This is a genomic window from Acinetobacter calcoaceticus DSM 30006 = CIP 81.8 (assembly GCF_000368965.1).
GTDB lineage: Bacteria > Pseudomonadota > Gammaproteobacteria > Pseudomonadales > Moraxellaceae > Acinetobacter > Acinetobacter calcoaceticus.
In genome coordinates, this window is the sequence record NZ_KB849779.1 from 302,560 (window position 1) to 319,604 (window position 17,045).

General features: G+C 40.0%; 11 protein-coding genes. 6 read left to right on the forward strand and 5 right to left on the reverse strand.

The genetic code is table 11. The features are described from left to right. Positions 1–15: 15 nt before the first annotated feature. The 5 genes from F936_RS03830 (at position 16) to F936_RS03850 (ending at position 5,100) form a co-directional block, all read left to right on the forward strand. Positions 16–1,860 carry a monovalent cation:proton antiporter-2 (CPA2) family protein gene (locus F936_RS03830; RefSeq protein ID WP_005045051.1) on the forward strand — a complete coding sequence of 615 codons (1,845 nt, stop codon included), beginning with the start codon at positions 16–18 and terminating at the stop codon, positions 1,858–1,860. A 164-nt stretch (positions 1,861–2,024) separates the two neighbouring features. Beyond that, positions 2,025–2,900, forward strand: coding sequence for an Hsp33 family molecular chaperone HslO (hslO, locus tag F936_RS03835; RefSeq protein ID WP_005045052.1), 876 nt, complete (start codon positions 2,025–2,027; stop codon positions 2,898–2,900). Between the two features lie 138 nt (positions 2,901–3,038). Next, on the forward strand, positions 3,039–3,650 hold the full coding sequence (locus F936_RS03840; RefSeq protein WP_005045055.1) for a LysE family translocator: 612 nt from the start codon (positions 3,039–3,041) through the stop codon (positions 3,648–3,650). A gap of 152 nt (positions 3,651–3,802) precedes the next feature. Next, a complete protein-coding gene (locus tag F936_RS03845; protein ID WP_003654631.1) occupies positions 3,803–4,759 on the forward strand; it encodes a DnaJ C-terminal domain-containing protein in 957 nt (318 codons plus the stop codon). Positions 4,760–4,770: 11 nt separating this feature from the next. Further along, positions 4,771–5,100, forward strand: coding sequence for a chaperone modulator CbpM (locus F936_RS03850; RefSeq protein ID WP_003654629.1), 330 nt, complete (start codon positions 4,771–4,773; stop codon positions 5,098–5,100). A gap of 263 nt (positions 5,101–5,363) precedes the next feature. Here F936_RS03850 and F936_RS03855 read toward each other — a convergent pair whose 3' ends face one another. The 3 genes from F936_RS03855 to rpsO form a co-directional block, all read right to left on the reverse strand. Further along, entirely contained in the window at positions 5,364–6,575 is a 1,212-nt protein-coding gene (locus F936_RS03855; protein WP_005045058.1) for a magnesium transporter CorA family protein, read from the reverse strand. An 85-nt stretch (positions 6,576–6,660) separates the two neighbouring features. Next, the gene (pnp, locus tag F936_RS03860) at positions 6,661–8,748 is read right to left on the reverse strand and encodes a polyribonucleotide nucleotidyltransferase (protein WP_171061271.1); all 2,088 of its coding nucleotides are present in this window, start codon (positions 8,746–8,748) and stop codon (positions 6,661–6,663) included. Positions 8,749–9,013: 265 nt separating this feature from the next. Beyond that, positions 9,014–9,283: a 30S ribosomal protein S15 gene (gene rpsO / locus F936_RS03865; RefSeq protein ID WP_002114951.1), complete on the reverse strand. Its 270-nt coding sequence runs from the start codon at positions 9,281–9,283 to the stop codon at positions 9,014–9,016. A 211-nt stretch (positions 9,284–9,494) separates the two neighbouring features. Between rpsO and F936_RS03870 the strand changes: the two genes are divergently transcribed. Next, a complete protein-coding gene (locus tag F936_RS03870) occupies positions 9,495–10,793 on the forward strand; it encodes a serine hydrolase domain-containing protein (RefSeq protein WP_005045063.1) in 1,299 nt (432 codons plus the stop codon). A gap of 693 nt (positions 10,794–11,486) precedes the next feature. On the opposite strand, the gene recD is transcribed toward F936_RS03870, so the two are convergent. Continuing rightward, entirely contained in the window at positions 11,487–13,238 is a 1,752-nt protein-coding gene (recD, locus tag F936_RS03875) for an exodeoxyribonuclease V subunit alpha (protein ID WP_005045065.1), read from the reverse strand. A gap of 108 nt (positions 13,239–13,346) precedes the next feature. Next, positions 13,347–17,045 (reverse strand): UvrD-helicase domain-containing protein, encoded by a 3,699-nt coding sequence (locus F936_RS03880; protein WP_005045067.1) that lies wholly within the window; start codon positions 17,043–17,045, stop codon positions 13,347–13,349.

Genomic DNA, 17,045 nt, shown 5'->3' on the forward strand with positions numbered 1-17,045 from the left:
CATTCGAGGCAATGGATGTCATTCCTACTGCAAGCAACTATCTTTCTTGGAGCTTCTCTGATTTTAGTCCCTCTTGGCAAACGCCTAGGGATTGCAACAGTTTTAGGTTATTTATTTACAGGAATACTTCTGGGTCCTAGTGTTTTAAATATTGCTCATGACCCTAAAGCAATTATGGAACTTGCCGAATTCGGTGTCATTCTATTGATGTTCCTGATTGGCTTAGAATTAAGACCACAGCGTTTGTGGGAAATGCGTGACTCTATTTTTGTAATGGGAAGTCTGCAAGTCCTGATTAGCGGTGGCGTTCTTATGCTGATCGTACTCTTTCTATTTCAACAGCAACTTGCTGTCAGTTTTGTGATTGGTTTTGCGCTGGCACTGTCTTCTACAGCCTTTGTATTACAGCTTCTGACTGAAAAACAGCAGCTCAACACGACCTATGGTCAGCAGTCTTTTTCAATTTTATTATTTCAAGATATAGCTGCGATTCCGTTACTTGCAATTATTCCATTACTCGCAGGAACAGAATCTACCCATCATGGTGTGGCTTATTTTGCGGCTATCACCGCAACATTCACTGGTCTATTTCTATTTAGTCGTTATGTGATGCGTCCATTTTTCCGTTTTGTTGCCAAAAGTGGAGCAACTGAACTCATTACGGCGGTAGGATTATTTATTATTCTAGCTGTCGTTTTGCTGATGGATACATTAGGAATTAGCACGACATTAGGAGCTTTCCTCACAGGCGTATTATTAGCAGATTCTGAATTTCGCCATGAGGTTGAAGCCAGTATTGCCCCATTTAAAGGCTTACTGCTTGGCTTATTCTTTATGACCGTGGGTATGACTACTCAACTGTCACTATTGATTGAAATGCCGTGGCTTATTATTGGTGGAGCAATCGGCTTACTGGTGATCAAAACGCTGATATTGACCGCCATTGCACGCTATAAAAAGTATAGTTGGAATAACAGCCTACTATTAGGAACTTGTTTAGCTCAAGGCGGTGAGTTTGCTTTCGTCATTTTAAGCTTAGCTAAAAGTGAAAAGATTTTAACTCAAGCTTTATTAGAACCTGTGACTCTTATTGTGACTTTGTCGATGGTACTCACACCAGTGATTTACTGGTTGATGGCATACAAGGTCATTCCGCTTTTTAATAAAGAACGCCCGCCTGAGTACGATGAAATTCCTCAGCAGGACAACCCGATTATCATTGCTGGTTTTGGTCGCTTTGGACAAATTATTGCGCGTATTGCCCGCCTGCAACATCTAGGGTTTACCGCAATTGACAACAATCTTCATCAAGTTGATTTTGTCAGACGATATGGCGGATCACTTTATTATGGTGATGTGACCCAACCAGATTTACTGCGTTCTGCGGGTATTGAAAAAGCCAAAGTATTTATTTTAGCGATTGATGATGTTGAAGATTCTATGAATGTGGCACGTCATCTCAGATTAAATTATCCCAACTTAAAGTTATTGGCTCGCGCTCGTGACCGCCATCATGTACATCTTTTAAGAGATTTAGGTGTTGAATATATTTGGCGTGAGACGTATTTATCTTCATTAGGAATGGCTTATCAAGCCTTACGAGAACTCGGTATCTCTGACGAGCAAGCGTATAACAATATCGAAATCTTTCGGGATTATGATGAGAAATTGCTCATACAACAGCAAAGTATTTATACTGATGAACAAAAGATCTTTGAAACGCATCGTAACGCTTTAGCCGAACTTGAACATCTATTTGAAAGTGATGCCCAACAACAGGCCACATCGAAACACGATGTGAATTTAAAGCGTCATTTACAGCCAAATCGCATCGACATTACACGAGATCATCTAGAATAACTTGAGATTTCAAAAAATGGCTATATTAAGGACTTATTCACATTGCCTAAATAATTGGACAATGGACACCAAGCTGTCCTTTGTCCTACTTGCGGCTTCGCTGCATTCCCTAAGCTTGCTTAAAACTAAATTGTTATAATCTACTTAGGGCCCTGGAGAATATTATGTCTGATTTACGCCAACGCTTTTATATAGAGAACTTTCCAGTTCGTGGGGAAGTAGTTCATCTAGAAGAAGCACTACAAACTATCTTAGCTCAACGTGACTATATGCCTGCCGTTAAAATTCTGCTAGGTGAAATGTTGAGTGCGACTGCATTACTTGCAAGTACACTAAAAATCAAAGGCCGTATCAGCTTGCAAATCCAGGCTAGCGGCACCTTTAAATGGGCAATGGCTGAATGTAATCATTTAGGTGAAGTTCGTGCTTTAGCCGATTATGAAACCGATCCACGCTTCATTGAAGCAACAGACAGCAGCACAGTTCTCGGCGCTTTAGTTAACCCAGTTTTATTTATCAATATTGAACCGGAATTTGGCGAGCGTTACCAAGGCATTGTACCTCTTGATCAGGCAAATTTAGCGGGTTGCCTCATGCAGTATTACGACTTATCTGCACAAATTCCAACTCGAATTGTGCTAGCGAGTACTGCTAAGCGCTCTGGTGGTTTACTCATTCAGCTTTTACCACGTCATGATGACGAAGAGCAAAAGCTGGTTGATGAAGATTTATGGCCACGCTTGACCATGTTGACCGAAACATTAAAAGCTGAAGAGCTCACCAATTTAGATGCAACCGAAATCTTATATCGTTTATATAATGAAGAAGAAGTTCGTTTACCAGAAATTGAAACACTCAAATTTGGCTGTACATGTTCAAAAGAACGCTGTGCTAATGCGCTGATTCAAATTGGTGTAGACGCTGTTCATGAAACATTAGAAGACCAGAACCCTATTCGTATGGATTGCCAGTTCTGTAACACGCAATATACCTTTACCGCTGAAGAAGCTTTAGCGTTATTTGGTGAGCATTTGAGTTAATCGTTAAGCTTTATAAAAAGGCGGATATACCGCCTTTTTATTTATCCTTATTTTTTTAATGATCATTTTCAATATCTTATTTTAAATAAGATAATATAAGATTACTTTATAGCCCAATAAATAAGATACTTATATTCCATGAATTATTTTGATTATTTTCTATTTTTTTTTAGCGTCATTATTATGATTGCTACCCCCGGCCCTGTCATGATTTTAGTTGCAAGCGCTGGACTTAAAGGTGGATATAGAAAAGCACTTGAAACGATTTTTGGGACCAATTTAGCCTCACTTATTTTAATTTTTATTTCGGTACTCGTTTTAAAGGGAGTACTGAGTGTTAACGATAGTTATCTCAATATTATCCGTATCTTAGGCTGTCTATATATTGGATATTTAGGTTTCACTATTCTTAAAGAAGTGATTCAGGCGCCTCATCAAGAAGCAATACAAACAGTTTCAGCACAAAATGGTGGCTTCAAAAAGGGCTTTTTTGTCGGAATCTCCAACCCCAAAGATATTATTTTTTTCTCGGCTTTCTTTCCGCAATTTGTTTCTATTACACCACAGCTCAACCTAAGTTTAACCATACTCACGCTGACATGGATTGTTTTAGACTTCTTAACTTTATCTCTGGTTTATGTATTTTTCCGCCGTCTTTCTAATAGCCATTTATATCCAAAAATATTAGGACTTTGCGGCCTATTACTTCTATTGATTGCTATTTACGGCTTGTACCAAACTTTTATCTAACTAATGAGAGGTATAGGTATAGTCTTAATTTATCTATACCTCTTTCTCTCAATTTTATTTTTTAATAGAACAACTCTTATACAATCTAGCTTATTGAAAACTCTAAAAATCGTTTCATAATGAAATAAACCACACCATCCTGATAAAACATTATGGCTAAAAATTATTATGAAGAATTAGGGGTTACACGCAAAGCCTCTGCTGATGAAATTAAGAAAGCTTATCGAAAATTAGCTCGTAAATATCATCCTGACATCAGCAAAGAAAAAGATGCCGAAGAAAAGATGCAGGCAATTAATGTTGCCTACGACACGTTAAGCAATGCAGAAAAAAAAGCTGAATATGATCAGTTGTTAGATCATCCACAAGGTTTTAATAACTTTGGTCAGGGTGCTGCGCAAGGTGGTTTTGATGGAGCACAGTTTTATCGCCAAGGCTTTACAGGTGGTGAGCAAGCAGACTTTAGCGGTTTTGAAGATTTATTTGGTCGCTTTGGTGCAGGATTTGGTGGTGGTCAACAGCAACATCAGAGACAACAGCGTAGTTATCGCGGTGAAGATCAACATGCCAGCATAGAAGTCGATCTTGATATTGCCTATCATGGATCAACGCAACAAATTACCCTGCAAATTCCGACCGTGAATGCTTATGGCGAACCTGAAGTTCAACGTAAAACCCTTCAAGTCAAAGTACCAAAAGGTATGAAAGAAGGTCAGCAAATCCGATTAAGTGGACAAGGACAAAGTGGTATCAATGGCGGTGCTAACGGCGATCTCTATATTGAAATCCAGTATAAAGATACAGACCGCGTTCATGTCGAAGGCAGTGATGTATATTTGACTGTAGATGTCGCTCCGTGGGAAGCAGCGTTAGGTCAAGGTATTGAAGTAAAAACACCAGCTGGACCTTTAAACGTTAATTTACCTCACAATGCAAAACAAGGACAACAGCTACGTTTAAAAGACAAAGGGATACCTAATAAAACACCAGGGCATCTATACTTAATCTTAAATATTGTATTTCCACCTGCACATTCTGAAAAAGAAAAACAAGCATATCAGCAACTGGCAGAAGCCTTTGCTTCATTCGAACCTCGTTCATCTCATTAGGGAGCAAGATTATGACAACCATTCATTATCGAGAAATTGTATATGACGGCCATACCTTTAGTGCTGAGGTCGTTGATGAACAATCCACATTTGATCTACAACAATTCGCTCAAGCTTGTGGTCAAAGTCCAGACTGGATTATTCAGTTAATTGAATATGATATTTTATCGGTCAATACCGCACCTGAAACCCATCAGTTTATGGGCGAAGATGTCTCTCGTGCTCGTAAAGCTTATCGTCTACAACGTGACTTTGACGCAAGTTTGGCAGCAGTTGCAGTGATGTTAGATTTGATTGATGAAGTACAGCAATTAAGGAAAGAGTTGAAGCATTTTCATTAGATTAGATAGTCACGACGGAGTCCTACTGGCACTCACTATCTATTCCGTCAGCTAATTACGTTACTTTTGTTTTGGCATGAGTAGCGAGGCCAAAACCAGAGATATTGAAGTGCGTACTAAGGTCAAAGTTATATTTGAACGCAAGCTACGCACTTCGCTTGTCTTGCGCTCGAAGCAAACGATGTTTGCTTTTTCTCACTCAGGTTGTGGATGACGCTTAGCTCAAGCAAATTTGGAACAAAATTCAATAAAAAAATGAAGAACTATTTCAACCGAGTAATCTTCTCCACTTCCTTCAATGTCTGCTTAATCGGTTCATATTCCAAAAACCAAAATAAATTCATCCGATCTTGACGGTGTTGCTGGGCCAACAAATCAATGACACTTCGTTCACCTCGCCCCACCAAATGCTGCCGATAGAAATAGTACAACAGTACAATGGTGCTCAGCAGCATGACCCCGAGCATAATCCAGAAACCAACTGGCGATTTAAGACCAGGAATAAACTCAAAATTCATTCCATAAATACCCGTTAAAAGGGTAAGAGGTGCAAAAACGGCGGTGATAATGGCAAGAATCCGCATGTTTTCATTGGTCTGGTTCGCAATGGCTGAAAAATGCAGATCAATTGCAGACTGAATTGCGCTACGCAATCGCAAAGTATGTTTTTGAATACGTTCAACATGACTCATCAAATCATTTAAACGCACCAGTAAAATATCTTGTGAATTGTGGATATGCTTACCAACGACATGATGGTAGTTTTCTACGATTTCATCTCTAAACTCTTGCAAGCTTTCAATTTGCTCCTCGCACAGATTTTCCACTTGCTGAAATGCCATATTTTCATGGAATAGTTGATGCCATTGTTTAAAACGACGATTACCCTGAAGCAATTGCTGTTGCCAATGCTCGACTCTTCTCGTCAATGGCGAGCGGATATCAAGATAGCCATCAATCATACTGTTTAACAGCCGTAACGATAAATCAATCGGTGAATTTGGTAATTTACGGGTTTTATTTTGTTCTTCTAAAGTTCTACATAAAATATTATCAAGACGTTGAATATAATTTTCAATCGACTTGTTTCCCTGCTCACGCACACTAATCAGCACATCTGGCATCAAAATAAAGCTAATTGGTGTAGTCGCCAAACCAAAAACACTGTCTTGGGATTCAGCAGGTTTAATTTCATCATCAGGCGTAACCAGCTTTTTAAAAATCAGTAAGTCATATTCTTCAAGCGTGTCAAAGGCGCAAGGATGTTCAATATTCGAGATATCCCGCATATGAAACTCATTAATAACTACGCCTGAAAGCTTTTGAATCTCTTGTTGCCATTCTTCATTATGATTGACCACATCCGTTCTGAGACTATCAATCCAGAAAAACTCTAGAACATGTTCACTATGCTGTTCACGGCTTAAAAAGACATAGCCGTCACTTTGATGGCGATAAAAGTAATAAACCTGCATACCACAACGATCTGTTTTTGTATTACTTGCATCATGCCATAAAAAAAGTCCGCATCAAGCGGACTTTTTCATGTCACTAGAACAATTATACTTGTTCAATGTCTTTCATAGTCAATTTAATACGACCACGATTATCAACATCAGCAACTTGTACTTTCACTTCCTGACCTTCTTTAAGAACATCAGTTACATTCGCAATACGTTCATTTGAAATTTGCGAAATGTGAAGAAGACCATCAGTACCCGGCATGATGTTTACAAACGCACCGAATTCTACAATACGGATTACTTTACCGTCATAGATCTTACCTGGTTCAACTTCAGCAGTAAGTGCTTGAATTTTTGCAATCGCAGCACGAGCAGCAGCTTTAGTTTCACCAAATACGCGAACTGTACCATTGTCTTCAATATCAATTGCAGCTTTAGTTTCTTCAGTAATGGCACGAATCGTTGCACCACCTTTACCAATAACATCACGGATCTTGTCTGGATTGATGTTAATGACTTCAAATGTCGGTGCATGAGCGCTGATTTCAGGACGAGCACGTGAAATGACTTTATTCATTTCGTTAAGGATGTGCATACGACCAGCAAATGCTTGGTTTAATGCAGCTTCCATAATTTCTTCAGTAATACCTTCAATCTTGATGTCCATTTGAAGTGCAGTAATACCGTTTTCAGAACCTGCTACTTTAAAGTCCATGTCGCCTAAGTGATCTTCGTCACCTAAGATGTCAGAAAGTACTGCAAAACGCTCACCTTCTTTCACTAAACCCATTGCGATACCAGCAACTGGTGCTTTAAGTGGAACACCCGCATCCATAAGTGATAATGATGCACCACATACAGAAGCCATTGAAGATGAACCGTTAGATTCAGTAATGTCAGATACAATACGAATAACATACGGGAAGCGGTCAGCAGCAGGAAGAACTGCTTGAACACCACGACGTGCTAAACGGCCATGACCAATTTCACGACGTTTAGGACCAGATTCACGACCAGTTTCACCTACAGAGTATGCAGGGAAGTTGTAGTGCAACATGAAATTGTCAGTTTTAGTACCTGACAATGTATCAACCATTAGTGCATCACGAGTATTACCCAAAGTTGTTGTTACCAACGCTTGAGTTTCACCACGTGTAAATAATGCAGAACCGTGAGCACGATCTAATACGCCAACTTGAACGTCGATACCACGAACAGTTTTAGTATCACGGCCATCAATACGTGGTTTACCTGACAAGATGTTGTCACGTACTGTACGGTATTTAAGGTCTTCAAATAATTCGTTTACTTCGTCAGCAATACCAGTTTCGTCATTTTCAGGAACGAACTGAGCTACAGCTTCTGCATAAAGTGCATCAAGTGCTGCATAACGATCTTGTTTAACCGCAATCGTATATGCTTCAGAAATTTTAGCTTCGAAAGCTGCTTTTAATTGCTCAAGAAGAGCTTCGTTTTTGCTTGGAGCAACCCAAGTTGATTCAACTGCACCAGCAGCAGCAGCAAATTCTTTAATTGCTTGAACAGCAATTTGCATTTCATCATGACCGAAAAGTACAGCACCTAACATTTGGTCTTCTGAAAGTTCTTTCGCTTCAGATTCAACCATCAGTACCGCAGATTCAGTACCCGCAACCACAAGATCAAGATCACTTTCTTTCAATTGTTCGTGGGTTGGGTTAAGAATGTATTCGCCGTTGATTAAACCAACACGTGCGCCTGCAATTGGACCACGGAATGGAACAGCTGCAATTGACATTGCAGCTGAAGCACCGATCATTGCAGCAATGTCAGCATCCATAGTCTTATCAGAAGAAACAACAGTCGCTGTCACTTGGATTTCGTTATAGAAACCTTCTGGGAACAATGGACGAATTGGACGGTCAATAAGACGTGAAATTAAAGTTTCAGCTTCAGACTGACGACCTTCACGTTTACCATAACCACCTGGGATACGACCCGCAGCATATTGTTTTTCTTGATAGTTAACTGTTAACGGGAAGAAGTCCTGACCCGCTTTTGCTTTAGGTTGAGCAACTACTGCAACTAAAACAGTTACGCCGCCCATTGTAACTAAAACTGTATTTGCTTGACGTGCAACACGACCTGTTTCTAAAACAACAGTGTGTTGACCATATTGGAATTCTTTACGAACGATATTAAACATTGACATGTATTGTATTTTCCTAATTTTATTCTAGTGAGACCCCTAAGGTTTGGCATTCAGACTACACCGATTGGTAGATAAATGACAAAGCTTAGAAGCCATCACACTAGGCCAAAAATTTTAAATAATGTTAAAAGTTAAACGCAAAGAAGGAGCGCACAAGCGCCCCTTCTAAACATCACTTAACCTAAAATTAAGTGAAACTCTCTTTTCAGCGATAAAGCATTGCGACATGCGAAATAGCGAAAACAAAGTGAAAATCGAATTAACGACGTAAACCTAAAGCACCGATCAAAGCAGTGTAACGACCGTGGTCTTTACCATTTAAATAGTCAAGCAATTTACGACGTTGGTTAACCATACGAATCAAACCACGACGACTGTGATGGTCGTGTTTGTGAGCTTTAAAGTGACCTTGTAAATCATTGATTTGAGCAGTCAATAAAGCTACTTGTACTTCTGGTGAACCAGTGTCATTTTCAGCGCGAGCAAATTTAGCAATGATCTCTGCGCGGTCTGCATTAGTTAAAGCCATTCGATTTCTCCGAGATGCTTAAAAAAAGTAAACGATATGAATCAGTTGAGGCAACTGACTGCCGTGCATCACTACAGCAAGTCGCCTATTTTAAGGTATCTATAGGTGGATTGCAAAATAGTTTTCAGTAACTTGTCATTTTAGACACTGACATGGGCATATTAACCCTGCACACTAGCCTTGAATAAAAAGAAAGAAGCGCGAGGAACGTGTGAAAATTTTTTCAACCAACACTTGTCCAGTACCGGACAATATTGAGCAAGTTATTCGTCGTAAAGATGAAGTTGCTGCTGAACAGGGTGGAATGACTGAGCGCCAGATTCAAAAAATCTGGAACAGTGTAGAAGCATTATATAAAACTGGAAATTATCCACTCATTACTTTTTGTCTACGTCGACAAGGTAAAGTTTTGCTGAACAGAAGCATTGGATATGCCCAAGGGAACTCTCCAGCAGGACTACAGGAGAATGCCTTGATTGCGACTCCAGATACACCTGTTTGCCTGTTTTCAGCATCAAAGATGATCACCGCCATGTTAATTCATCTATTAGATGAAAAAGGCGAAATCAATTTGCTTGATCCTGTGAGCTACTATATTCCGGAATATGGCGTAAATGGTAAACGCCGTGCGACTATCTTTCATTTACTAGCACATCGTGGCGGCATTCCCTATATAGACGGCGATGTCACACCCGAATTACTCTTTGATAAAGATCAAATTTTAAAACGTTTATATGCCGCCAAACCTGTGTCTCCTGCTGGTAACCACCTTGCCTATCATGCTGTTACAGCGGGTTATATTTTAGGAGAAGTGATTGAGCGGGTGACTGGGCAAAATTTACGTGAATTTGTGCATCAAACTATCGAGAAACCGATGGGAATGCCTTATTTCAACTATGGTTTAAAACCAGAGTACCGCTCAGAGGTTGCTTTAAACTGTGCAACGGGCCTACACCCTCGCCTTGGTACCGACCACTACCTAAACCATGTGTTAGGTGGAGGGTTGCAACTTGCAGTTGATGTCACAAACGACAACCGTTTTATGGACACAATTTGCCCAGCCGGAAACATCTATACCAGTGCAGAACAAGCTGGACGCTTCTTTGAAATGCTTTTAAGTGGAGGAAGCCATGGCGGTCAGCAAATCTTCAGTGAGAAAACGATTTTCAGGGCAACACTGCCAACTACAGGCGTTAACATTGATCGTACTTTATTAATTCCAATGCGCTATGCCTTAGGTCCAATGTTAGGTAGTAACCCTGTAGGTCTTTTTGGTCCAATGACAGGACAAGCTTTTGGTCATTTAGGGTTCTCTAATATTTTATGTTGGGCCGACCCTGAAAGAGATATTAGTGTATCTCTGTTAACAACGGGCAAATCTGTAGTGGGAACACACCTTCCTGCTTTAGCCAACGTGCTTTATCAGATTTCAACGCAATGCCCCCGCATCCCTAGAGATCAGCGCCGATCTTTGTTTGGTAGCGACTCACACGAAACTAACTTAGTGTAAAAGCAAATAAAAAACCCAAGCATTTCTGCTTGGGTTTTTTGCGCTGTAGTTTTTGTTTATCGTGTTATTTCTGTTTTTATTATCGTTGGTGAGATGCTAGTCACATCCTTCTTGTTGTTTTAACTCACTTCCAGTGTCTTTGTTTCTATTTCCCTATGTGATGTATTGTGACACATCCAATTATGAAGAAAAGTAGTATTTCTCTTATCATCATGTAAGTAAAAACGTACAGGTCTGTATAATATTTAGTAAATAACCATTTTTAACATTTAACGTACAGTTCTGTATAACATATAACTTAACAATTCACAGGAAAAATGGCTGTTTAAAAATCATATTATAGATAAATATATTGATATAAATTTTTAAAAGAAAACATATTAAATAGAGGTCTAAAACAGATCTTTTTTTATAATTTTTTAGAAGTAAATAAAATCGAGAATATAAAAAAGCCCTGTAGTCTCTCCCAAAACTACAAGGCTTAGCGGCTGTAAGTTTCCTCTTTATACACCTACATCATTGTAAGTTCGCAGTCTCTCGACTTAAGCTATTATTATTGTGCGATTTTGCCCGACATTCCGTGCCAAGCTCGTTGTGCGTTTATAATCTCAAAAACGTGGGGTGTACTCTAGCAGCAAATATCTCGAATCTATGTAAGCTTTTTCTTACAAGGGTAAAAATATTAAGTTTGTCTTAACGAACTAACCGATTAACTTTCTGAACTAAACCACTTTTTCGTGTAGTACGAACTGTAAATGCCTGAACTAAAGCTTCTGGATGAACCAAAAGACTCACTACTTTTTTAGCTCGTGTAATCGCAGTGTATATTAGCTCTTGGCTTAATAAGTTCTTTGCAGCCTGATCAAGAACCACAGCAGTATGTGTAAATTCAGACCCTTGCGACTTATGAATTGTTAAAGCGAATGCACTTTGAATACTTTTAGGTAATCGGTTTGCCGCCACCCATTTATTTAAACTTGGAAAATATACTTCAAATTGCTGTGGCTGGGTTCTATGTTCAAAACACAGGCCAATATCTCCATTTGAAATACCAAGTTGATAGTCGTTATAAGTCATCATCACCGGACGACCTACATACCAACCACCCACTGTAACTATTGATAAATGTTGTTGTAACCAGCGCTGCGCATACTGGTTTAACTGTTGTAAGCCAAATGGGCCATGACGGACCGCTGTTAAAATACGGTAGTCATCAAATGCTCTTACTACGTTTTGAACCTGTTCAATCGAGCGTTCTTCTTTTAAATAATTTTTTAGGCTCTTTACATAGCCTTGGAAACCTAACATGAGTTTCTGATAATAAATTTCGACTTCTGTGTGATTCCCTTCTGGTAAATACTCAAGTTGAACCACATCTGGCATGTCATTTTGTAAAACTATAGGCTTTAATTCAGAAACCTCAACAATATCAATTTCAAACTGCTGCAAAACCACTTCATGATTTTGTTGATAGGTTTGTGCCTGAATAAATTTAGCAACTTGCCCAATCAACGCCCCTTCAGCAAAACGGCGACTGGTTTGTAATTGTACTCTGTTGTCGGCTAGTGCCTGTATTTGTTGCAAGTCAGCAAGTACTGCACCTACATCAACGGAAGCGAGCTGATTTGCATCTCCTAATAAAATAATTCGACAAGACTCTGGCACAGCCTCAAATAAAAGAGTGGCTAGACTTAAATCCAGCATGGAAGCCTCATCCACCACAATTACATCGTAAGGAAGCGGTTGTTTTTGATTAAACCGTGGTGTTTGGCTATGCCCCATCCCTAATAATCGATGAATCGTTTGTGTTCCCTGATTTCTGAGCTCTTCACTCATTAATCCAGACTCAAGCAATTTAGGGTCATTAAACGAGTTCTGTAAGGCCTCTTGCATGCGCTGTGCTGCTTTACCCGTTGGAGCAGCCATCGCTACACGAATATGCGGAATTGCTTGGCTCAGCACAGCAATAATACGTGCAAGTGTATAGGTCTTACCTGTACCCGGCCCACCCGTAATAATACTCAGGCTCTGCCGAGCAACCATTTGTAAAGCTGCCTGCTGATGAGGGTCTGTAAGTAGGCTTATATAGTCATCACAAGATACAGGCTGAATTAATTGTTGCTTTAATCGACAAATTTGTTCTGCAAGGCGTTGCTCTAGGTGCCAATATCGGTATAATGCCAACCCCTGCTCATCGTAGACGCATGGTGCAACTTTTGAAGTCGCTTGATCGGCTGATATAGCAAGTTGACCAAGTGCTGCAATTTGCTCTGGACTGACATCGATACAGCTATCACCTTGCAAGCTAGCTTCAATAAGCTGCTGTAAATAAGAAGCGGTATCTGGCACTTGTGATTGCTCAGTAAATGGAGCCTGATTTAAGAAGTTACTCCACGTTGTTAACCAGCTTAAATCAGCTTGTTCAGGGCTATTTAGATTGTCCACACACTTATCCACCTAGTTTTCCACACGCTTGTCCACATGGTTATAGACAGGCTTATCCACATGTCAAGTATTTGTTAATCTTAAAATTACCTAACTTATCAGCATTTTTCATGCGATTTTATCCTCAGCAAAATACCCCAAAATGGCATCAAGACGCAGAATAAACTCAATACTAGGTTGCCAGTAATAATACCCCTGCTCTGCTTCACCATTCATACCACGCAAATAAAGATAAGTCGCCCCACCTAAATGTTGCTCAATTTGGTAATCCTGCATTTTGACTTGCAAATAGCGATGTAATGCCACCAAGTATAGACCTGCCTGTAGCCAGTAACTTGCCAAAGACATGCTTTGTGCAATGTTATCGCTACGATAATCTGCAAGATCTTCTCCTAAATAATTACTTTTATAATCGGCAATGTGATAGCGCTGTCCATCAAAATAAACCAAATCGATAGAACCATTGAGATAACGGGCCGAACGTGCTTCAAGTAACTCCGGCATATTCAAACCATATTCAGCAAAGAGTTGCTGAACACGAGTCATGGCTAAAACCCGATCCGACAATGCCAAATAAAAAGGAAACTCCGACAAATGCTGCTCTGGTTGAAGTTGGTTCAATCGGAAGCCCTGATAGAGTGGCGTTCGTAAAACATCTTGCAACCACTGTGCAACTGACTGATAAAGCAGATTCTCGGCGTCTTCTTCCTCTGGAAAGCTCTCTTTATATTTACTGAGTAAATCTAGCCAGAGACTACTATAGTCATTTTTAAAACGACGACGTATTTCTATGACCCAGTCATCTGAACATTGAAAATCGATATGCTCAAAAATTTCATGCAGGAAATTACCAGCAAGCGTTCCTCGTGGAAAATTATTCTTTATCCAGTCAATCGGCTGAGCACTGATTGTTTCAACAGTGTTGACCAAGTCCAGCTCATCTTCTGCTAATACAGCATCATTGCTCTGACTCGCCAATAAATCTGTGCCAACCTTATGTTTTAAATGCTGCGCCAAGTAACTGAAACTGGTTTTACCACGAGAATAAAAACGTTGCTCAGGAAAGCGTTGTGCTTGTAGTTCAATAATACTGGTTTGCTTAGCTAAATGAATTGCTTGAGGCATCTGCTCCAAAACCATTTCATCTGTGCAGCAATGGTGCTGAAAAGGCTCATTCCTATTTTTCCAGAAAGCTAAGCCTGAAACTGATTTACCGTCAGCATCTTGTAAAATGGCATAGACGCGGTGGCTTGCTCGCGTTAAAGCCACATACCAAAGACGATTCTGTTCAGCTAATGCCCGCTCTTCGTGTTGTTTAAGTTCAATTTCATTCAAATATGTCTTGTCAGCAATCGCAACTACACGTTGAGTTAACATCTGGCTTGAGTCTGGCTGGACTACATCTTGGGTCGAAAAATTCAGAGTTTTATTATTTTCTCGAAACGGCTTGTCTGCCCCCAACAAAAAAACAATCTTAAACTCCAGTCCTTTTGACTGGTGAATTGTCATGAGCTGAACACCAGCTTCACTCGACAATTTACGTTCTAACTCCCAATCACGGTCAAGAGGAGAACGCAACTGTTTGAGATACCAATGATAGAGGTTTTGCGCGCCTGAGTATTTCTCGCTGTGCTGACTCAAAATTTCAGTCAAATGACGCAAGTTCACCACAACCCGTTCATTATCTTTACTTTGAGCAGCCACCAAATTTTGCCAGATATCAAACTGGCTTAAACATTGTTGCCATGCAACTAAAAAGCCCTGACTAGACCACAGCTCTCTAATGCTATCAAAACCAGTCATGAACTGGCTTAAGCCTTCTGCTGTCTGCTCAAGTTGCAACAGTTGCTTCAAGTCCATGGCAAACAGACGGCTAATTAAAGCCCGCTTCACTTTTGCCTCATCGTAAGGATGAAGTATTGCTGTCAATAAAGCACCGACGTCTTGAGCAATCGTGCAATCAAAAACACTTCGTTTCGATGGACGATTAACCCGAATGCCTAAACGCTCTAGCTCATATTGAACTTTATCAAGCCCATCATGATTACGAGACAATACCGCAATATCATCTTCGTTTAAGGTTTGAGTCTGAGAGTCTTTTTGAAAATATAAATGACCCTCATGAGAACGGTTGAGTAAATCCCGAATCTTCCATGCAACTTGCTGAGCCTCTGTTTCTTTGTCTTTGAGCATCAACCAGCGCAAAGGATGAGAATTATGATTGTTGTGTTCAATCAGTACAGGATGAGGTCGAGTACCTGCCCGAATCGGGTCATATTGAACCTGTTCACCAAAATCGATTTGTCGTTGAAATAACGCATCGACGACTTCAACCAGATCGGCTACCGAACGATGGTTATGAATTAACTTATATTCGCGGCCATGTTTGGCTTGAATATCTTTATAGGCATTTAAGAAGGTGAGCATATCCCCACCACGGAAACCGTAAATTGCCTGTTTTCGGTCACCCACCATAATCATGCAGCCTTTTTGATAGCGCTGCGGATGCCGCCAAATACTAGCCAGCATATCGTCTTGATCTTGGTTAGTGTCCTGAAATTCATCGACCAAAATTAAGGGATAACGCGCCTGAACAAATACTGCAAAACGTTGTCCCTGCTCGCCCTTTAAAGCATCAGACAGTGTACGGATTTGCTGAGAAAAGGTCGTTTCGCCTTTATTTTGTAAAACCTGTGGTAGTCGTTTTTTAACTTCGACACATAAATAGGCTTTTAAATAAATATGAAGCTGATCGAACTGTTCGGCGTAGTTTTTCAGTACACCAAAGAGTTGCTGAATCTGCTGAATGCAGGGGTGTTGATAGAATCCATCTGAAATTTCGGCTGGACATTTCTTAAAAACTTTTTGATCGGCAATTTGGCCTAAAAATTTAAAAACAAGTTCTCGCTGTGCTGATAGTGACCCATCAAAAACTAAAATACTGTCGCTTTGCGTTAAAACTTGCAGAAGCTGCGGTAAACATTCACTAAATAGTTTATTAAAAGCGCCGTTTCGAAATACCGTACCGCTCACATGCTTATAGTGTTCGCCATCAAGCTGGTAATAGTGCTCTAAAAGGCTTAAGTCAATTTCTGTGGCTAACTGTTTGAGCTGAGCAAGTTGTTCAAATTGAATTGTTGGTTTTTCGGGAAGTTTAAAATGTGCAGAACTAAAATTAAGTGAGTCTTCGACCAGTTTGACAAAACTATCAACACTCTTAAGTTCACCTGCCAGATACAAGGCATCAATTACGGTTTGATGTTGAGACTGTATCCACTCTCGGAGCACATCATGAATGAGTTGTCGGCTATAGGTTTTTGCATCATCGGTAATTTGAGCACGTTCAATTTTGCCACTCTCAAAAGCAAACTCACGTAATAGTTTTTGGCTAAAGCTATCGAGTGTTCCAACAAATAGCTCATCGAACTGATCTATAACTAATTTTAAACGCTCACACGCATAGGCAATACGCGTCGCAAAGCTTTTTAAAATATGTTGGAGTAACAAATCAGGCTCTTGCTCGGCCTGCATAAGTAATTCATGTTCTGTAAAACTGCGCTTCGTCTCTAAATAACGATACGTTTCGACCAAACGGGCACGAATACGGCTTTTTAACTCGGCAGCGGCAGCACGGGTAAAAGTGGTCGCAATCACTTGTCGAGGCAAGTATTTTTCAAGAAAAATACGGACCATCAAGCTCGATAAAGTATAAGTTTTTCCTGTACCTGCTGAAGCTTCAATTAAGTGTAATCCACTAAAATCAATATCAATAATAGGTTGATAAGACACCTGTACTCTTGAGTTCAT